A 19,965-nucleotide genomic window follows, 5' to 3' on the forward strand; every position below is an offset into this window, starting at 1 on the left:
AAAATCTGCACCTCTATTTGTTGGATAATAAGCCCAACTTCTAGGGTGCAGATCAGATGAGTTAAAAGCCTTTTTTGTTCAATAACTTTGATTAAGCTGCGGCTAAATGTGGACGTAAGCCTAAGGTATGGCAAATCGCATAAGTTAATTCAGAACGATTTAAGGTATAGAAATGGAAATCTTTTACTCCCTCTTTGGATAAAATTTTTACCATATCAATTGCAATACTCGCACCAATCAGATTTCTTGTTGTTTGATCTTGTTCTAAACCATCATAAAGTTTATACATCCAGCTAGGAATTTTCACATTAGTAATTTTTGCCATTTTTTGTAATTGCACAAAATTGGATACAGGTAAAATTCCCGGCACAATTTCTACATCAATTCCAACTGTCACACAACGATCGCGAAAACGTAGATAACTGTCAATATCAAAGAAAAATTGCGTAATTGCTCGGTTAGCACCAGCTTCCACTTTTTGTTTTAAGAAAATGAGATCGGCTTGTGCTGATTTCGCTTCTGGGTGAACTTCTGGGTAAGCAGCAACTGAAATATCAAAATCGGCCACTTCTTTTAATAATGTCACTAAATCACGTGCGTAAAATGGTTTTTTATCGTAACCAGGCGGTTCATCACCACGTAATGCTACGATACGGCGGATACCGCTATCCCAATATTCTTTAGCAATTTGTTTTAATTGTTCAGGGGTAGCATCAATGCCGGTTAAGTGTGGTGCAGCTTCAATACCAGTTTGTTGTTTGATCGCTTTCACCACACCATGAGTACGCTCACGTTCGCCCGAATTGGCACCGTAAGTAACAGAAACAAATTTAGGTTGTAATACTTTTAAACGATGAATTGATTCCCACAAAATATTCTCCATTTTTTCATTTTTGGGCGGGAAGAATTCAAATGAAACATTAATATCACCATTTAAATCAGCAATGCTTCTGTTTAATACATCAATCTCTTTGGCGTAACTCATATTATTCTCCTTATTTAGATGTTTAGCCGTCTAAACACTAAAATAGGGAGATTTTTGAGTTGCGTCAATTTAATAATTTTCAGATTTATTATGAATAGTATTCATATTAAAAATTATTTTTTAATACGCTTCGTTAAATAAGCATAACCTTCAGCCGCTAATTGCTCTAGTGGAATAAAGCGTAATGCCGCACCATTAATACAATAACGTAGTCCGCCTTTATCGGCAGGGCCATCTTCAAATACATGCCCTAAATGTGCATCAGCGCTGCGTGAACGTACTTCAGTTCGGATCATGCCATGGCTAGTATCACGTACATAATGTACAACATCAGGCGAAATTGGACGGGTAAAACTTGGCCAACCACATTCACAACGATATTTATCAGAAGAGGAGAATAGCGGTTCGCCAGTGATAATATCAACATATAGCCCCTCTTTAAAATCATTCCAATAAGGGTGAGAGAAAGGTCTTTCTGTACCGGCTTGTTGGGTGATGGCAAAGGCTTCAGCGCTTAACTTTTGCTGAATCTCGGCAGGAGTTGGTTTTGGATATTGAGTCGCATCAATAATCACATCATCAGCTTTACTGAGATCAATATGACAGTAACCATTAGGATTTTTTGCTAAGTAATCTTGATGATACTCTTCAGCAGGGTAATAGCTTACTAATGGGGTTACTTCCACGACTAATGGTTGATCCCATTTCGTTTGTTCAATAGCCATAGCGGCATCAATAATAGGTTTTTGCTCAGGATTGGTGTAATAAATACCGGTGCGATATTGAATTCCTTGATCGTGTCCTTGTTTATTTAAACTGGTCGGATCGATAACACGAAAGTAGTATTCAAGAATTGTGGATAGTGAAATTAATGCTGGATCATAAGTTACTTTTATGGTTTCAGCATGACCGCTGCCATGGCAGACTTCTTGATAACTTGGGTTTTCAGTATTGCCATTGGCATAACCGGATTCTGCATCTAATACTCCACCAATGGCGGCAAAATAGGCTTCTAATCCCCAGAAACAACCACCGGCGAGATAAATTTCAGCAGTGTGTAGATTATGGCTGGAGATGTTTTTTAAAGATGGTTCGTTCATATTTCCTCACTTTGAATACAGTATTAACAAATGTGTTGTGAGGTTGGTTTTAACATAGATTGTGGTGTTTGTGAATGTGAGGGAGAAAGGTAAAAAAATAAAAAGTGCCGATCGGGCACTTTTTAAATGATGGAAAAACTGAAGGACAGTTTAGATAGTTCCCCACAAATCATACTCATCAGCATTATGGATTTTCACCATCACAACATCACCAACTTTCACTTCTTGCTCGCTCAAGTTATCAATATAAACCATGCCATCAATCTCAGGAGCATCTGCCATTGAACGACCAACGATACCTTCTTCATCAATTTCATCGATCATCACTGGTAAAGTTTTACCAATTTTTTGTTGCAAACGTGCTGCAGAAATTTGTTGTTGTAGCTGCATAAAACGGTGGAAACGTTCTTCTTTAACTTCTTCTGGTACTTGATCTGCCATTTCAGTTGCTGGTGCACCTTCAACAGGACTAAATTTAAAACAACCAACACGATCTAATTGTGCTTCTTGAATAAAATCGAGCAACATCTGGAAATCTTCTTCGGTTTCACCAGGGAAGCCAACAATAAAGGTTGAACGTAAGGTTAATTCTGGGCAAATTTCACGCCATTGTTTAATCCGCTCTAACGTGCGATCAATCGCTCCTGGACGTTTCATTGCTTTAAGAATTTTAGGGCTAGCGTGCTGTAATGGAATATCCAAATAAGGCAGGATTTTTCCTTGCGCCATCAATGGAATTAATTTATCCACATGCGGATATGGATAAACATAATGCAAACGTACCCAAACGCCTAATGTGCCAAGTTGTTCACATAAGGTAATGAGATCATTTTTGATCGGCATACCGTTCCAGAAAACAGTTTTCGATTTTTGCTCTTTTTGATTTTTATCTAACGCATAAGCTGAAGTATCTTGCGACACAATCAGTAATTCTTTAACGCCAGCATCTACTAAACGTTTTGCTTCGTCTAAGATAGTATTAATTGGACGGCTATCCAAATCACCACGCATTGAAGGGATAATACAGAAAGTACAACGATGATCGCAGCCTTCTGAAATTTTGACATAAGCGTAATGTTTTGGCGTTAGCTTAACGCCTTGTTTTGGTACGACATTGATATAAGGATTATATTCAGGTTTTGGTGCATATTTATGAACGTGGTTCATAACGGCTTCATAGCTATGAGGGCCGGTAATTTCCAATACTTTTGGATGCACTTCACGAATTTGATTTTCTTTCGCCCCCAAGCAGCCAGTAACAATCACTTTGCCATTTTCTTCTAATGCTTCGCCAATCGCTTCAAGTGACTCTTGGACTGCACTGTCAATAAATCCGCAGGTATTCACAATCACTAAATCTGCATTTTCATAGGTTGGCACAATGTTATAACCTTCCGCACGTAATTCCGTCAGAATACGTTCAGAATCCACTAAATTTTTCGGACAACCAAGACTTAAAAAGCCAATATTTGGAGTAGTAGTCATATCTTTTGTTATATTCGTAGTAGAGTTTTTAATAGGTGGCGAATTGTACAGAATTTATGAAGTGAATGCTAATGTTTGTTGGGGAATATTGAGGAGAAAAATTCGCCAATGGCAAAGGCTATTGGCGAATTGGTTAGTAGTGCAAATACTAATAAATTATCTTACTAAACAAGGTTTCTTGTTATCGAAAGTCCATCCTGGGATAAGGAATTGCATTGCCATTGCATCATCACGAGCGCCTAATCCCATATTTTTATAAAGTTCGTGGGCTTTCATTACTTGATCCATATCGAGTTCAATACCAAGACCTGGTTTTTTCGGTACTTCAACTAAACCATTAACAATTTTTAATGGCTCTTTAGTAAGACGTTGATTACCTTCTTGCCAGATCCAGTGTGTATCGATAGCAGTAATGTCTCCAGGCGCAGCAGCGGCAACATGTGTAAACATTGCTAAAGATACATCAAAGTGGTTGTTAGAGTGTGAACCCCAAGTTAAACCCCATTCATTACACATTTGTGCAACACGAACAGAACCTTGCATTGTCCAGAAGTGTGGATCAGCAAGAGGAATATCAACAGATTGTAATGAGATAGTATGTCCCATTTGACGCCAGTCAGTAGCAATCATATTCGTTGCTGTCGGTAATCCAGTAGCGCGACGGAATTCTGCCATTACTTCGCGACCAGAATAACCTTGTTCTGCACCACAAGGGTCTTCAGCGTAAGCAAGAACACCACGTAGTTGTTTACCAACTTTGATTGCTTCATCGAGCGACCAAGCACCATTTGGGTCTAATGTAATACGTGCATTAGGGAAGCGTTTAGCCAATGCAGTTACTGCTTCTGCTTCAGCTTCACTATGTAATACACCACCTTTGAGTTTAAAATCGTTGAAGCCATATTTTTCATATGCCGCTTCAGCAAGGCGTACAACGGCTTCTGGTGTTAATGCTTCTTCGTGACGGATACGATACCATTCACAAGGATCATTTTCTTGGCTTTGATAAGCTAAAGTGGTTTTCTTTCTATCGCCAATAAAGAAGAGATAACCTAACATTTCCACCGCATCACGTTGTTGTCCATCACCTAATAATGAGGCCACAGACACGTTTAAGAATTGTCCTAATAAGTCAAGCATCGCTGCTTCAATAGCAGTCACAACGTGAATAGTTGTTCTTAAATCGAAAGTTTGTAAACCACGACCGCCTGCATCACGATCAGAGAAAGTTTTACGAACAGCTTCCATTACGTTTTTATATTCGCCTAAACCTTTACCTAATACTAAAGGTTTAGCATCTTCTAAAGTTTGACGAATTTTTTCACCGCCCGGGACTTCACCTACACCAGTATGACCACTGTTATCTTTTAGAATGACAATATTACGAGTGAAGTAAGGGGAATGCGCACCACTTAAATTTAATAACATACTGTCATGGCCGGCAACAGGGATGACTTGCATTTCAGTGATAATTGGGGTTGATGAACTCATAGTAAACTCCTATTTTTTTCTAAAATTAGTGAATAATAAATCTTAACTTAACGTACCATTGCTGGTCGTTTGCGATCAAATTTCCAACCAGGATAATAGAACTGCATTGGAATTGCATCATTGCGAGCGCCACTTGGTAACTTCTTATGTAGTTCATGAGCAAGCAAGACTTTTTCCATATCGAGTTCGATACCTAAGCCTGGTTTATCATTGAGTTTGATTTTTCCATTAACAATTTCTAATGGTTCTTTAGTTAGGTGTAGATCACCTTCTTGCCAAATCCAATGCGTATCTAATGCAGTTGGATTTCCAGGTGCAGCAGCGCCAACGTGTGTAAACATGGCTAATGAGATATCAAAATGGTTGTTTGAATGACAGCCCCAAGTTAAACCCCACTCGTTACATAATTGTGCAACTCGGCTTGCGCCTGTCAGTGTCCAGAAATGAGGATCAGCAAGAGGGATATCTACAGCTTGCAACATAATAGAATGTGCCATTTCACGCCAGTTAGTGGCAACCATGTTAGTTGCAGTTGGAATACCGGTAGCGCGACGGAATTCAGCCATCACTTCTCGGCCTGAGTAGCCTTGTTCTGCTCCGCAAGGATCTTCTGCATAGGTTAGAACATGGTGCATATTTTTACATAAGCGGATAGCTTCTTCTAAAGACCAACAACCATTTGGATCAAGCGTAATTCGTGCATCTGGAAAATGCTTTTTCAATGCAGTGACAGTTTCAATTTCTACTTCACCAGCGAAAACACCGCCTTTCATTTTAAAATCTTTAAAACCATAACGGTCTTTTGCAGCAGCAGCCAATTCAACAACAGCTTCTGTAGTCATTGCGGTTTGGCGTCTAATACGATACCACTCATGTTTACCGTTGGTTGGTTGTTGGTAAGGGAGATTAGTAATATGGTCATCACCAACATAAAATAGATAACCAAGAACAGTGACTTCATCGCGTTGTTTACCAGGGCCAAGTAATTCCGCAACAGGAACATTTAGGAATTGTCCCATTAAATCAAGTAATGCCGCTTCTAATGCTGCAACAGCATTAACACGTAATTCAAAAGTCCAAGCGCCTTTACCAAAAGTATCATAATCTGCGTCAAGATAACCATTGTGCATATCATTGACGATACGATTTAAAATTGAAATTGGGCGACCAACTACGTGTGGAATGGCTTCTTTTAATGCGTTTAGAATAGTTTCACCACCTGGTGCTTCACCTACGCCGGTATGACCAGCGCTATCTTTCAAGATCACTAAATTGCGGGTGAAATAAGGGGAGTGAGCTCCCCCTACATTCATTAACATACTATCGTACCCTGCAACTGGGATAACTTGCATTTCAGTGATTTGTGGTACAGATTGAGTATTCATTTTTGCTACCTCATTAAATGTTGGTATATATCAGTACAATTATTTGATTGGTTTTAATTCCATACGTTTAATTGGTCCAACGATGAAGAGGAAGCTAAATGCTGCAACTAAAGCGTGGACTGCAACGAAGACTAATGCCCATTCAAAGTGACCTGTACTTTTCACGATATAACCGATAGCGATTGGTGAAACGATACCAGATAAGTTACCGCACATATTAAATAAACCGCCTGCTAAACCACTGATTTCTTTTGGTGCAGTATCAGCCATTACTGCCCAACCTAATGCACCAACACCTTTACCGAAGAATGCAAGTGACATAAAGAGAACAACCATATAAATTGAATCTACATAGTTACAGAATATCATGGTCATTGAACCCAACATACCAAGTACGATTGGTGTTTTACGTGCGATAGAGAGTGAGTTTGTTTTCTTCATTAACGCATCTGAAATCACACCGCCAGCGAGACCACCTAAGAATCCACAGATAGCTGGGATAGCAGCGATAAAGCCAACAGATTTAAGATCTAAGCCTCTTTCAGTCGCTAAATAGACTGGGAACCAAGTGATAAAGAAGAAAGTTAAGCAGTTAATACAGTATTGACCGAGATAAACACCGAGTAACATACGGTTGCTGAGAAGTTGTTTTACATAACCAAATTTAGGACCTTCGTTTTTACCATCTTTTTTACCTTGATCCATATTAGTTAATGCGCCACCAGCTTCAATATAGTCAATTTCAGCTTGATTGACTTTTGGGTGATCTTTTGGATTATAGATAACTTTTAACCAAACAACGCTGATTAATAGACCTACAGTACCCATAAAGATAAAGACAGATTCCCAACCTAATTCAGCTGTCAACCATCCCATAATTGGTGCAAAGATTACTGTTGCAAAGTATTGTGCTGAGTTAAAGATAGATACTGCTGTAGCACGTTCTTTTGCAGGGAACCAAGCTGCTGCAATTCGACTGTTTCCTGGGAAAGATGGTGATTCAGCTAAACCAACAAGGAAACGCAGAGAGAAGAGAATAATTAATGCCCAAGCACCAGAGAATAAACCAACGGCGCCTTGTAGTAAGGTAAAGAGTGACCAGAATACAATTCCTAAAAAATACACTTTTTTTGAACCGAATTTATCAAGTAGCCAACCACCAGGTAATTGACCTAATACATATGCCCAGGAGAAAGCTGAAAATACCCAGCCCATACCGGCAGCATCAATACCAATAGCATCAGACATTGGTTTACCTGCAATTGCTAAGGTAGCTCGGTCACCATAGTTAATTGCAGTAACAAAGAAGAGTAATACCACAATGGCCCAACGGACATTGGTACGTTTAATTACTTCTGCAGTAGTAGAAGTAGAATTGAGAGTGTTGTCGTTCATAATGATGACTCCTATGGGTTACAGATTTAAGTGTCCAGCATTATAGGAAAACACCCCACTTTAAGAATTAACGGAATATCAGAAGATCAGGCTGCCAAAATAAAATTTATTTGTGCATTTGCCAGAGAAAATGTGATTGTTATCACAAAAAAAAGACATTTCTGGCCTATTTTTTGTGTAGAAAGTAACCATTGTTAAAATCAGTTTTGTGATTTTTTATCATTGAATTGTGCCATTGCATAGTTTAATGGCTAAAAAAGTTTTTATATTTGTGCTATTGAATAGTGTTAATTTAAAAAGGCTCTATTAGACTTTTTCACAAATTATTTCCCACTGAAAGGACAAGGTTATGAACGAAAAATATCTTCCAAATCTATTTAAGCAAAAATTACTACAAGGTGAAACGCTGATTGGTTGTTGGAGTGCATTAGGTAATCCAATTACAACTGAAGTTTTAGGATTAGCGGGCTTTGACTGGTTGTTATTAGATGGTGAACATGCTCCAAATGATGTTTTATCTTTTATTCCTCAATTAATGGCTTTAAAAGATAGCAGCAGTATGCCAATCGTACGTCCACCACAAAATGAACCAGTAGTGATCAAACGTTTGTTAGATATTGGTTTCTATAATTTCTTGATTCCATATGTAGAAACAGCAGAAGAAGCTGTACAAGCAGTGGCTTCTACTCGTTATCCACCAGCGGGAATTAGAGGTGTATCTGTTTCTCATCGTAGTAATGGTTATGCAACAGTACCTAACTATTTTTCTATGATTAATGACAATATTGCAGTGATTGTACAAATTGAAAGCCAATTGGCGGTAGATAATGTAGATGAAATTGCTGCAGTGGAAGGTGTTGATTGTATTTTCGTTGGACCAGGTGATCTTTCAGCTGCGTTAGGTTATTTAGGCCAACCAAATCATCCTGAAGTACAAAAAGTAATTAAACAAATTTTTGAGTGTGCGAAGAAACATAGCAAAGCGTGTGGAATCTTGGCACCAGTAGAACAAGATGCACGCCGTTATCTTGAATGGGGTGCAACTTTTGTTGCAGTAGGTAGTGATTTAGGTGTGTTCCGCGGAGCGACCCAAAACTTATGCAACACATTTAAAAAGTAATTAAGTAAACATTGTATATTTTCCATTAATAAAAAGAGGTGAAATTATGAAAATCGGATTTATCGGACTTGGTATTATGGGTAAACCAATGAGTAAAAACTTGTTAAAAGCAGGTTATTCTTTGGTAGTAATGGATCGCAATCAAGAAGTAGTAAAAGAAGTTGTTGCTGCTGGTGCAGTGAGTGCTGAAACACCAAAAGCAGTAGCAGAACAAGTAGATGTAATCATCACCATGTTACCAAATTCACCACATGTTAAATCAGTTGTTTTAGGTGAAAATGGCGTTGTAGAAGGAGCGAAAGCGGGTAGCGTTGTGATTGATATGAGTTCTATTGCACCATTAGCAAGCCGCGAAATTTATGCTGAATTAGAGAAAAAAGGCATTGATATGTTAGATGCACCAGTTAGCGGCGGTGAACCTAAAGCAATCGATGGTACTTTATCTGTTATGGTCGGCGGTAAAAAAGAAGTATTCGATAAATATTATGACATCATGAAAGCAATGGCTGGTTCAGTAGTTTATACTGGCGACATTGGTGCAGGTAATGTAACAAAATTGGCTAACCAAGTTATTGTTGCATTAAATATTGCGGCGATGTCAGAAGCATTGATGCTTGCGACCAAAGCAGGTGTAGATCCAGAATTAGTGTATCAAGCAATTCGTGGTGGCTTGGCAGGAAGTACAGTATTAGATGCGAAAGCACCAATGGTATTAGATCGTAATTTCAAACCAGGCTTCCGTATTGATTTACATATTAAAGATTTAGCAAATGCAATTGATACATCTCATGGTGTAGGAGCATACTTACCACTAACAGCATCAGTAATGGAAATGATGCAAGCATTAAAAGTGGATGAATTAGGTAGTGCTGATCATAGTGCATTAGCTCGTTACTATGAGAAATTAGCAGGCACAGAAATTAAACGTTTCTAAGGAATATTGAGAGGAGCTATATGCTCCTCTGTTTCCCTAAGGAAAAGATTAAAGCGAGATTGTTAACATGAAAGTTGTAATTGCACCCGATTCTTATAAAGAGAGTCTTTCCGCAATGCGGGTGGCGAATGTTATAGAAAAGGGATTTAAACAAGTTTTTCCCGATGCAGAATATGTAAAAGTGCCTGTTGCTGACGGGGGAGAAGGTACAGTTGAAACCATGGTGGAAGCTACCAATGGTAAAGTTATTACAGTTGATGTTGTTGGGCCACTCGGTGAAGTTATGCCGGCGTTTTGGGGCATTTCAGGTGACGAAAAAACAGCTTTCATTGAAATTGCTTCTGCCAGCGGACTAGAACAGGTGCCATTAGAAAAACGCAATCCGTTAATTACGACAACTTATGGTGTTGGTCAATTAATTCTTTCAGCATTAGATTATGGTGTTACACACTTTATTGTTGGTTTAGGTGGTAGTGCTACTAATGATGCAGGAGCAGGAATGCTGCAAGCATTAGGTGTTCAGTTATTGGATAGCGAAGGCAAGCAAATTGGTTATGGTGGAGCAGAGTTAGCTCGTTTGGCTAAGATAGATGTTTCTGGTTTAGATGCAAGATTGGCAAATTGTCAATTTGAAATTGCTTGTGATGTGACTAACCCATTAACAGGAGAGCGTGGCGCTTCAGCTATTTTTGGACCACAAAAAGGTGCAACTCCAGAAATGGTAAAACAACTGGATTCAGCATTAAAACATTTTGCAAACATTATTGAGCGTGATCTTGGTATTGCGGTAGCAGAAATTCCAGGAACAGGTGCGGCTGGTGGTTTAGGTGCGGCATTTGCTGGATTTTTACATGGAAGTTTAAAAAGCGGTATCAAAATTATTGTTGAATTATTGGCATTAGATAAAAAAGTAGCCGATGCAGATTTGGTGATTACTGGCGAAGGCCGCATTGATCACCAGAGCATTAATGGTAAAGTACCTGTAGGTGTTGCTGCAGTGGCGAAAAAATACCATATTCCAGTAATTGGCATTGCCGGTTCTTTAGGTAAAGATATTGAAGTAGTGCATGATTATGGTATTGATGCTGTATTCAGTATCTTGAATAAAGTTTGCACTTTCCCAGAAGCAATGCAAGATGCAGAGCAAAATCTTGAGATTACTGCACGTAATGTGGCTGAAGTCATAAAAATGCAATTTTCAGCTTCTTAATTGAAAAATGATAAATGGGTGAGTTATGACAGTGTATTTATTGGATGAAAAACTAGCGAAGAAAATTGTCGAACGCACAATGGATATTATTAACTGTAATATTAATATTATGGATGCGAAAGGCAGAATTATTGCTAGCGGCGATTTAAATCGTGTAGGTGAAATTCATGATGGTGCGCTACTTGCCCTTTCTCAAGGAAGAATCGTTGATATTGATAAAGCAGTTATTCATAGTCTGCATGGTGTGAGGCCAGGGATTAATTTACCGTTAAAATTGGATGGTAAGATTATTGGTGTTATTGGTTTAACAGGCGACCCGACTAGTTTAAAAGAATTTGGTCGTTTAGTCTGTATGACTGCTGAAATGATGCTCGAACAAGCTAGATTGTTTGATATGTTGGCGCAAGATACTCGCTTAAAAGAAGAGTTAGTATTGAATCTGATCAATAATAAGGACAATTCAGCAAGTTTAGTTGATTGGGCTAATCGGTTAGGTGTCGATCTTTCAATGCCGAGAATTGCTTGTGTTATCGAAGTGGATAGCGGGCAATTAAGTATTGAAAATGCGCGTAGTGAATTACAAAATCTACAATCTTTGCTGAAAGTACCAGAACGCGATAACTTAGTGGCAATTTCATCGTTAACTGAATTAGTTGTATTAAAACCCGCACTAAACGCATTTGGACGCTGGGATGTCCAAGAACATTTAAATCGTATTCAACAATTACTTTCGCGTATGAATGAAAATGCAAAATTAAATGTTCGTATTGCTTTAGGTCATTATTTTCCAGGTGAAAATGGGGTTTCGCTTTCTTATCATACTGCAAAAACCACTTTAAAAATTGGTAAAGCTCGCTTACCAAAACAACGTATTTATAACTATCAAGAGCTCATTCTGCCAGTGTTATTAGATCAATTAAAAGACGGTTGGCAGAAAGAAGAGTTAGAACGTCCGATTCGTAAATTACAACTAATGGATACTAATGGTATCTTATGCAAAACATTATCAGTTTGGTTTGAAAATAATATGCAAACTGTTGCAACAGCTAAGGCGTTATATGTGCATCGCAACACTTTGGAATATCGTTTAAATAAAATAGCTGATTTAACAGGATTGAATCTTAATAGTACAGATGATCGTTTCTTGCTATATATGGCATTGCATGTTACATCTTGATTATTAATTTTGATTTAATTACAGAGTAAAAAGTATTAAGGACATGGATGTCCTTCAGTTTATTGACAAAGTCAATTATAAAACTTTTAGCTCAATTATTTCTTATCTAAATTTTGGCATATAGGACAAAAAAGTTGGTCTTCATCCATTTTCATTGTCTATAGGACAAAAAAGTTGGTAATGATTATTTCTCATAATTCTTACCAACTTTTCTTATTTAAAAAGTCCTGTATAAACAATATCTTATGTCTTCTTGTTAAACCACTATGTGGGCGTAATTTATCCTTAAGTTGTTTAAATAACCCCTCTATTCGATTTGTTGTCTTTTCAATATTTAATTCAGGATATTTCTCATAGGTAAATAAATAATTTTCATATCGTTTAAAACTCGCATAAGCACTTCTTACCTGTCTTGTTTATAAGGAAAATAACCACGTTCATTGGCTTTCTCTGACCGCTCATTTAAAAAAGCTTGATGACGTAAATACCAATTATGTAAACGACGATAAAATTCACTCTTATGACTATTTTTTAGTGTTTTGGCAATAACTTTGAGTTCTTTTCCTGCAAGTGATTGGTGTTTCTTACGTAACTTTCTCATTACCACAGCAACCAGATGAAACTGACACATTTGCGTCGGGGTATTCAATAAATCTTTCAGTAGTCCTCGACGCCCATCACAAGTAACAGATTGAATTTGATAACCTTTTTCTCTCAGTTTATTCATGGCTATTTTGTAATATTCATCTTTTTCTGTCTTCACTATTTGATGATAAATGACTTTACCTGATGGAGAATCTATCATAACAAGCACACCAAAATCGCGATGAAAAAAAGTGGTATCAATAATTAAGTTAAGTGATGATTTTGTAGGCAAGTTTAATAAGCCTTTTGGCGCTTTTTCTAAATATCGACGAATTGTTCGAGGCGAACAATGATATTTTTCTGCGAGTTGTTGTTGGCTTTGTTTTCCTTCTGAATAATCTTGCCAAATTTGTTCAGGATTTAATTTCTTTTTAAATGTAAATACTTTATGACATTGAAGGCATTTATAACGCTGAATTTGATTTTGAATACCGTATTTTTGGATAGGATAATTGTGGCAGAATGGACAAGTTTTTATTCATTTTTCAAAAAAGTGGCTTAAAGCTCTGTACTATAAGACTTTAAACCACTTTTTACCAACTTTTTGTCCTATATGCCTGGGAGTCTGAAGTTAGTCACTAAATGTTAGTAACAAATAACAAGCAAAACAGAGAAGCATTGTTAAAAAGGTAATTGCTCTACAGGCAAAAGTGTTAAGTCGCTTTTTCCCATATTTTTGTAAATTTCCTATATTGTTTAGTTATATTCAATGCCTCTCTATGACATAAATAGTAAACCTGTGAATAGCCAAGCAAGAATAAGAATCCACCAGTATTTTTTACAAAATCCGATAATTCCAACTAATATTAATATTGCAGTGGGTATGATAATTGGCAGGAAATATACAAAGAGTATAGCACCGACAATAGTCCAAAACATAAAAATTTCCTCTGTAATAAATCGAGTTAAATTTAATTCTCTAAATGCTCAAGATTCACCGTATTTTGTTTTTTGGAGAAACTAGAGCTATATTTTACCCCCCCCCCTTATGAACAAAGTCAAATGCGTTTATACTGCATTGTCTAGACAATTTCCCTTCCTTGACATACTTTGTACGATATGATGTTCAACCAATAAGTGTTGATAACTCGGTATTTGGTACTGTATGCCTTGGTCTGAATGTAAAATTGGCGTGTCGCCTTTAGAGAGCCGGGTAATCGCTTGGCGTACCATTCGGTTCACTAAATCACTATTTGGATGACGACTCCATTGATAGGCAATCAGCTCATTGTTATAGCAATCCAAAATAGGGGAAAAATAGAGTTTTTCGCCATTAACATTAAACTCGGTAATATCCGTCAACCACTTTTGATTTAGATGGGTAGCACGAAAATCTCGTTGTAAGCGATTCGGTGCAATTTTGCCCACTTGCCCTTGATAGGAAGAATATTTTCGTGGCGGTTTCCTTTTTACTTGTAATCCTAGCTCTTGGAGCAGACGTTGCACCCGTTTATGATTAACCTTATCTAACTGCCTCGTGACACGACGATAACCATAATGGGGATGCTGCCGTTTGATGGCAATAATCTGCTCTTTGATGGACTTATTGTTATCCACTGGCTTGCTTTTGCCCTGTAAATGATAAAAGAAAGTACTTCTTGCTAATTCTGCATAAACTAACAAGAGGGTTAAGGGATACTGTACTCTTAATCCTTGGATGATAGCAGCCTTTTCCTCGCTTTTTCTTGGTCTAATGCTTGACACTTTTTTAGGTAAGCATTCTCCGTTTCTAGTTCTAGGATTCTTAAGCGTAAACGTTCTTCTTCTGTTTTCGGTGGTGGCGGCATTTTGGCATAACGTGTTTTTTTCATTGCAGTGTGTCTTTTGGGTTTAGGTAATAATCCCTCTATACCGTATTGCTGAAAACTTTTCAACCATTGACTAATCGCACTAGAATTTGCGATACCAAAATGCAGGCTAGCGCTTTCTAGACTCAATTTATCCCGTTGGATGGTTTGGATGACTTGATATTTGAAGTCAGGAGAATACGTTCTCTTAGTATGAAGGATAGCTAAGCCATTACTACCTGAATGTCGAAATTGAGCAATCCAACGTCTTAATGTTCTTTTCGGAATGTGAAAAGTACGACAAGTGAATGACAAACTTTCGTGATGTTTAACATAAAAATCAATGGCTTGTTGTTTAAAAGCTTGGGTATATTTAGTCATAAAAAATCTGCACCTTTATTTGTTGGATAATAAGTCCAACTTTTAGGGTGCAGATCAAATTTCTTCTAAGCCTTAGTTGTGTTTCTAACAATATTAAATCAGGTCACAGGTGCTGGATTAAATACGGATAATGCGTTATGTAAACCCCATTTATCTGACCAAGTGGTTTTACGTCCGCTAGCAACATCAAGAATATAATGGAATATTTCCCAACCCACATCTTCAATGGTTGCCTCACCTGTTGCAATAGTTCCTGCATTGATATCCATTAAATCGAACCAACGATTTGCTAAATCACTGCGAGTAGCAACTTTAATCACTGGTAATGCAGCTAAACCATAAGGTGTACCACGTCCAGTAGTGAATACTTGTACTGTAATACCAGACGCAAGTTGTTGAGTACCACAAACAAAGTCACTTGCTGGAGTTGCAGCATAAATTAGACCTTTTTTGGTTGGACGTTGGCCAGGCGATAATACTTCAACGATTGCGCTAGAACCGGATTTTGCAATTGAACCTAAAGCTTTTTCAACCACGTTAGCTAAACCACCTTTTTTATTTCCTGGTGATGGGTTTGCACTGCGATCGGTTTTTCCCATATTGAGATAATCATCATACCATTGCATCTCTTCTAATAGACGCTTACCGACTTCTTCATTAATTGCTCGAGGCGTTAATAAATGAATTGCATCACGTACTTCTGTTACTTCTGAGAACATTACAGTAGCACCGCAACGTACTAATAAATCTGAAGCATAACCAACAGCAGGGTTAGCTGTAACACCAGAGAAAGCATCACTACCACCGCATTGCATACCAACCACTAAGTCAGATACAGGGCAAGTTTCACGTTTGCGTTGATTAAGTCTTTCCAAATGTTGTTTAGCCGTTTCAAGAATAGATTTAAGCATAGCTTGAAAGCCAACAAATTGTTCATCTTGTAAGCTAGTGATAGTGGCATCTTCTAGTGAGATTGGATAAACATCAGGAGTTCCTTCTAATAAACGGCTTGGTTGTAATTTTTCGCAACCTAAACCAATTACCATAATTTCGCCACCAAAATTAGGGTTAAGCGCGATATTGTGAATAGTTCTGATTGGTACAATGGCAGCAGGAGCATTGATCGCTACACCACAACCATAGAGGTGATTTAAACCAACAACACCATCTACATTAGGATAATGTGGCAACAATTCTTTTTCGATAATTTTCACAACATAATCGACCACACCAGCAACACAATGGACGCTGGTGGTAATGCCTAGCATATTTTGGGTACCGACGCTGCCATCTTTATTACGATATCCTTCAAAAGTATAACCTGTTAATGGTTCTAAATCAGGAGCTGGTCGAGTTGCAAGTGGTAGTGTTGCTAGTGGCGGAGCTTTTGGTAACTCTACTAAAGATTCATCAATCCAGCTGCCTTTAGCAATATCTTTCACTGCATAACCAATAATTTCGCCATAGCGAATAATCGGAGATTGTTGAGGAATATCAGTGAGCGCTACTTTGTGGCCTTGTGGAATGTGTTCAACAAGTGTTAAACCATCAGGAAATTGTGTGCCAGCAGGCAGACCATTGCTATTGACGATAATAGCAACATTATCGGTAGTATGCACTTTGATATATAGTGGTGCGGATTGGGCATTATTCATAATAGATCACTCCATAGTTATTTTAATGTTGTACTACATTATAGAAAGAGAATAGAAAAATAAGATTGTGCAAATGCCCAAGTATCTCTGGTGAAAAAATAATATTTTACGGAGGATTAATGATAGTACGTGATGACGATCACAAAATAGCAAAAAGACTAATAGTATTCAGTGCAATTGCAAAATAAAGGCATAGCAAAAAGGCAAAAATTAATAGAATGATTTGGGCGATAGCCTAAAGACAAGCCATTTAGAATCTTTTCATAATGGTAAAAACAAAGGATAGACCAAGCTACCTATTAAGTGTGACAGTAGTCATAAAATAGACAATTTTAGAAAATTTTGTTATTTTGAAACTAATTTCAACTATCTTTATTTCAAAAAATCTAATAAAATTTCTAAAATTAGTTAATAAATTGTGAAGTCCATTCGCTGATTTCACAGGTCTAATTTAACAGAACATGTTTTATCAGTCGCTTAATACTTTTGTTATTAAAAGTATTACAGCATTTTGTCAACTTATAATACATAAAAGGAAGAACCCATGTCGGATATGGTAAAAAATGACGTGGATCCGATTGAAACCAACGATTGGTTGTTGGCAATCGATTCAGTGATTCGTGAAGAGGGTGTTGAACGAGCTCAATATATTATTGAACAACTTATTCAACGTGCGAGAGCAAATAATGTTTCACTTCCTACTGGAATGACAACAGACTATATCAATACTATTCCTATTAGCGAAGAGCCTAATTACCCAGGTAATTTAGATCTTGAACGTCGTATTCGTGGTGCAGTTCGTTGGAATGCGATTATGGCAGTATTACGTGCCTCTAAGAAAGATCTTGAATTAGGCGGACATATGGCCTCTTTCCAATCTTCTGCGACTTTATATGAAGTTTGTTTCAATCATTTCTTCAAAGCTCGTAATGAGAAAAATGGCGGCGATTTAGTGTTCTTCCAAGGTCATATCGCACCAGGAATTTATGCGCGTGCATTTGTTGAAGGCCGTTTAACAGAAGAACAAATGGATAATTTCCGTCAAGAAGTTCATGGTAAAGGTTTATCTTCTTACCCTCATCCAAGATTATTACCAGAATTCTGGCAATTCCCAACTGTATCAATGGGCTTAGGACCATTGAATGCGATTTATCAAGCGCGTTTCTTGAAATATTTAAATAACCGTGGCTTAAAAGACACTACAGATCAAACTGTTTATGCGTTCTTAGGCGATGGTGAAATGGACGAAGTAGAATCACGTGGTGCGTTAGCGTTCGCTGCTCGTGAAAAATTAGATAACTTAATCTTCGTAATCAACTGTAACTTACAACGTCTTGATGGCCCAGTAACTGGTAACGGTAAGATCATCCAAGAATTAGAAAGTAACTTTAACGGTGCAGGCTGGGAAGTTATTAAAGTTGTTTGGGGACGTCGTTGGGATCGCTTACTACAAAAAGATACTTCAGGTAAATTACTACAATTGATGATGGAAGTTGTTGATGGCGATTACCAAACAATGAAGTCAAAAGATGGTGCTTATGTTCGTGAACACTTCTTTGGCCGTTACCCTGAAACAGCAGAATTAGTTAAAGATATGACAGACGATGAAATCTGGGCATTAAATCGTGGTGGTCATGATCCAGTTAAAGTATTCGCTGCATTAAATAAAGCAAAACAAGTTAAAGATAAACCAGTTGTATTACTTGTTAAAACCATTAAAGGTTATGGTATGGGTGATGCAGCAGAAGGTAAAAATATCGCTCACCAAGTTAAGAAAATGGATATGTCAGGCGTTAAACACGTTCGTGATCGTTTCAATATTCCAGTTTCTGATGCTGATATCGAAAAATTACCATACATTAAATTTGAAGAAGGTTCAGAAGAGTACAAATATCTCCATGAACGTCGTCAAGCGTTACATGGTTATGTACCAACTCGTTTACCTCGTTTTACACAACAATTTGATGTTCCTGCAATTGAAGAGTTTTCACAATTGTTTGAAGCACAATCTCGTCCAATTTCAACCACTATGGCGTTTGTGCGTACATTAAATGTGTTATTGAAAGATAAATCAATTGGTAAACACATTGTGCCAATTATTGCGGACGAAGCACGTACTTTCGGTATGGAAGGTCTATTCCGTCAAATTGGTATTTATAACCCACATGGCCAAAACTATATGCCTCAAGACCGCGAACAAGTGGCTTACTATCGTGAAGCTGTAGATGGTCAAGTGTTACAAGAAGGTATCAATGAACAAGGGGCAACTGCGTCTTGGTTAGCGGCAGCAACTTCATACAGTACCAATGATTTACCAATGATTCCATTCTTTGTGTACTACTCAATGTTTGGTTTCCAACGTGTTGGTGATTTAATGTGGTTAGCAGGCGACCAACGTGCAAGAGGCTTTATGATCGGCGGTACATCTGGTCGTACAACCTTAAATGGTGAAGGCTTACAACACGAAGATGGTCATAGCCATATTCAATCTTTAACTATTCCAAGTTGTGTATCTTATGATCCTGCGTTCGCATTCGAAGTACCAGTAATTATCCAAGATGGTGTACGTCGTATGTATGGTCCAGATCAAGAAGATATTTACTATTACATCACAACCTTAAATGAAACTTACGATCAACCTGCAATGCCGAAAGGTGCAGAAGAAGGTATTCGTAAGGGTATCTATAAATTTGAAACTGTAACTGGTCAAGGTAAAGGCAAAGTTCAATTATTAGGTTCAGGTGCAATCCTTCGTCATGTTCGTGAAGCTGCTCAATTATTAGCAAATGACTTCGGTGTATCTTCTGATGTGTACAGCGTAACATCATTCACAGAGCTTGCGAGAGAAGGTAACGAAATTGAACGTTACAACACATTACACCCTGAAGCAGAAGCGAAAGTGCCTTATATCACTAAAGTGATGAATGATGCACCAGCGATTGCAGCAACAGATTATATGCGTCTATTTGCGGATCAAGTACGTGCGTATGTTCCAGCAAGCAGCTATTTAGTATTAGGTACTGATGGTTTCGGTCGTTCAGATAGTCGTGAAAACTTACGTTCACACTTTGAAGTTGATGCGAAACATGTTGCTGTTGCAGCATTGGCTCAATTAGTCAAAGCAGGTACTTTAGATAAGAAAGTACTTGTAGAAGCAATTAGCAAATATGGTATTGATGCAGATAAAGCATACTCTTTACACGCATAATTAACTG

The 19,965-nt window shown here is 37.8% G+C and carries 15 protein-coding genes; 5 read left to right on the forward strand and 10 right to left on the reverse strand.

The genetic code is table 11. The features are described 5' to 3' along the window. Positions 1-91 precede the first annotated feature (91 nt). The 6 genes from metF to NYR30_RS03780 all read right to left on the reverse strand — a co-directional run bounded on the left by metF (position 92) and on the right by NYR30_RS03780 (position 7,841). Complete coding sequence (gene metF / locus NYR30_RS03755) at positions 92-985, reverse strand: methylenetetrahydrofolate reductase (protein WP_066112932.1); 894 nt, start codon at positions 983-985, stop codon at positions 92-94. Between the two features lie 113 nt (positions 986-1,098). Then, positions 1,099-2,085, reverse strand: coding sequence for a bifunctional peptide-methionine (S)-S-oxide reductase MsrA/peptide-methionine (R)-S-oxide reductase MsrB (gene msrAB / locus NYR30_RS03760; protein ID WP_066112933.1), 987 nt, complete (start codon positions 2,083-2,085; stop codon positions 1,099-1,101). Between the two features lie 150 nt (positions 2,086-2,235). Next, complete coding sequence (gene rimO / locus NYR30_RS03765) at positions 2,236-3,570, reverse strand: 30S ribosomal protein S12 methylthiotransferase RimO (RefSeq protein WP_066112934.1); 1,335 nt, start codon at positions 3,568-3,570, stop codon at positions 2,236-2,238. Between the two features lie 156 nt (positions 3,571-3,726). Next, positions 3,727-5,061, reverse strand: a complete 1,335-nt coding sequence (gene gudD, locus NYR30_RS03770) for a glucarate dehydratase (RefSeq protein ID WP_066112935.1) — start codon at positions 5,059-5,061, stop codon at positions 3,727-3,729. Positions 5,062-5,108: 47 nt separating this feature from the next. After that, positions 5,109-6,446: an enolase C-terminal domain-like protein gene (locus NYR30_RS03775; protein ID WP_066112936.1), complete on the reverse strand. Its 1,338-nt coding sequence runs from the start codon at positions 6,444-6,446 to the stop codon at positions 5,109-5,111. Between the two features lie 39 nt (positions 6,447-6,485). Beyond that, positions 6,486-7,841: an MFS transporter gene (locus tag NYR30_RS03780; RefSeq protein WP_066112937.1), complete on the reverse strand. Its 1,356-nt coding sequence runs from the start codon at positions 7,839-7,841 to the stop codon at positions 6,486-6,488. 349 nt (positions 7,842-8,190) lie between these two features. Here NYR30_RS03780 and garL point away from each other — a divergent pair, with 349 nt between their 5' ends. The 4 genes from garL to NYR30_RS03800 all read left to right on the forward strand — a co-directional run bounded on the left by garL (position 8,191) and on the right by NYR30_RS03800 (position 12,282). Continuing rightward, complete coding sequence (gene garL / locus NYR30_RS03785; protein WP_066422203.1) at positions 8,191-8,961, forward strand: 2-dehydro-3-deoxyglucarate aldolase; 771 nt, start codon at positions 8,191-8,193, stop codon at positions 8,959-8,961. A 46-nt stretch (positions 8,962-9,007) separates the two neighbouring features. Continuing rightward, complete coding sequence (garR, locus tag NYR30_RS03790) at positions 9,008-9,895, forward strand: 2-hydroxy-3-oxopropionate reductase (RefSeq protein WP_066106189.1); 888 nt, start codon at positions 9,008-9,010, stop codon at positions 9,893-9,895. A 67-nt stretch (positions 9,896-9,962) separates the two neighbouring features. Further along, positions 9,963-11,105 carry a glycerate kinase gene (locus NYR30_RS03795; protein WP_066422204.1) on the forward strand — a complete coding sequence of 381 codons (1,143 nt, stop codon included), beginning with the start codon at positions 9,963-9,965 and terminating at the stop codon, positions 11,103-11,105. 25 nt (positions 11,106-11,130) lie between these two features. Beyond that, on the forward strand, positions 11,131-12,282 hold the full coding sequence (locus NYR30_RS03800; protein ID WP_302501948.1) for a CdaR family transcriptional regulator: 1,152 nt from the start codon (positions 11,131-11,133) through the stop codon (positions 12,280-12,282). A gap of 403 nt (positions 12,283-12,685) precedes the next feature. Here NYR30_RS03800 and NYR30_RS13665 read toward each other — a convergent pair whose 3' ends face one another. The 4 genes from NYR30_RS13665 to garD form a co-directional block, all read right to left on the reverse strand. After that, complete coding sequence (locus NYR30_RS13665) at positions 12,686-13,405, reverse strand: IS256 family transposase, variant Zn-binding type (protein ID WP_437125213.1); 720 nt, start codon at positions 13,403-13,405, stop codon at positions 12,686-12,688. A gap of 530 nt (positions 13,406-13,935) precedes the next feature. Continuing rightward, positions 13,936-14,631 carry an IS3 family transposase gene (locus NYR30_RS03810; RefSeq protein WP_302501950.1) on the reverse strand — a complete coding sequence of 232 codons (696 nt, stop codon included), beginning with the start codon at positions 14,629-14,631 and terminating at the stop codon, positions 13,936-13,938. Beyond that, a complete protein-coding gene (locus NYR30_RS03815) occupies positions 14,574-15,095 on the reverse strand; it encodes a helix-turn-helix domain-containing protein (protein ID WP_302501951.1) in 522 nt (173 codons plus the stop codon). The genes NYR30_RS03810 and NYR30_RS03815 overlap by 58 nt, the downstream gene beginning before the upstream one ends. A 98-nt stretch (positions 15,096-15,193) precedes the next feature. Further along, complete coding sequence (gene garD, locus NYR30_RS03820; protein ID WP_302501952.1) at positions 15,194-16,750, reverse strand: galactarate dehydratase; 1,557 nt, start codon at positions 16,748-16,750, stop codon at positions 15,194-15,196. A 544-nt stretch (positions 16,751-17,294) separates the two neighbouring features. Between garD and aceE the strand changes: the two genes are divergently transcribed. Next, positions 17,295-19,958 (forward strand): pyruvate dehydrogenase (acetyl-transferring), homodimeric type, encoded by a 2,664-nt coding sequence (gene aceE, locus NYR30_RS03825; RefSeq protein ID WP_302501953.1) that lies wholly within the window; start codon positions 17,295-17,297, stop codon positions 19,956-19,958. The last annotated feature ends 7 nt before the right edge of the window (positions 19,959-19,965 follow it).

This window comes from Gallibacterium salpingitidis, from assembly GCF_030517105.1.
Lineage (GTDB): Bacteria > Pseudomonadota > Gammaproteobacteria > Enterobacterales > Pasteurellaceae > Gallibacterium > Gallibacterium salpingitidis.

Excerpts from the sequence above, each read along its gene's own strand:
- metF (WP_066112932.1), bottom strand. The coding sequence starts at position 985 with ATGAGTTACGCCAAAGAGATTGATGTATTAAACAGAAGCATTGCTGAT.
- msrAB (WP_066112933.1), bottom strand. The coding sequence starts at position 2,085 with ATGAACGAACCATCTTTAAAAAACATCTCCAGCCATAATCTACACACT.
- rimO (WP_066112934.1), bottom strand. The coding sequence starts at position 3,570 with ATGACTACTACTCCAAATATTGGCTTTTTAAGTCTTGGTTGTCCGAAA.
- gudD (WP_066112935.1), bottom strand. The coding sequence starts at position 5,061 with ATGAGTTCATCAACCCCAATTATCACTGAAATGCAAGTCATCCCTGTT.
- NYR30_RS03775 (WP_066112936.1), bottom strand. The coding sequence starts at position 6,446 with ATGAATACTCAATCTGTACCACAAATCACTGAAATGCAAGTTATCCCA.
- NYR30_RS03780 (WP_066112937.1), bottom strand. The coding sequence starts at position 7,841 with ATGAACGACAACACTCTCAATTCTACTTCTACTACTGCAGAAGTAATT.
- garL (WP_066422203.1), top strand. The coding sequence starts at position 8,191 with ATGAACGAAAAATATCTTCCAAATCTATTTAAGCAAAAATTACTACAA.
- garR (WP_066106189.1), top strand. The coding sequence starts at position 9,008 with ATGAAAATCGGATTTATCGGACTTGGTATTATGGGTAAACCAATGAGT.
- NYR30_RS03795 (WP_066422204.1), top strand. The coding sequence starts at position 9,963 with ATGAAAGTTGTAATTGCACCCGATTCTTATAAAGAGAGTCTTTCCGCA.
- NYR30_RS03800 (WP_302501948.1), top strand. The coding sequence starts at position 11,131 with ATGACAGTGTATTTATTGGATGAAAAACTAGCGAAGAAAATTGTCGAA.
- NYR30_RS03815 (WP_302501951.1), bottom strand. The coding sequence starts at position 15,095 with ATGACTAAATATACCCAAGCTTTTAAACAACAAGCCATTGATTTTTAT.
- garD (WP_302501952.1), bottom strand. The coding sequence starts at position 16,750 with ATGAATAATGCCCAATCCGCACCACTATATATCAAAGTGCATACTACC.
- aceE (WP_302501953.1), top strand. The coding sequence starts at position 17,295 with ATGTCGGATATGGTAAAAAATGACGTGGATCCGATTGAAACCAACGAT.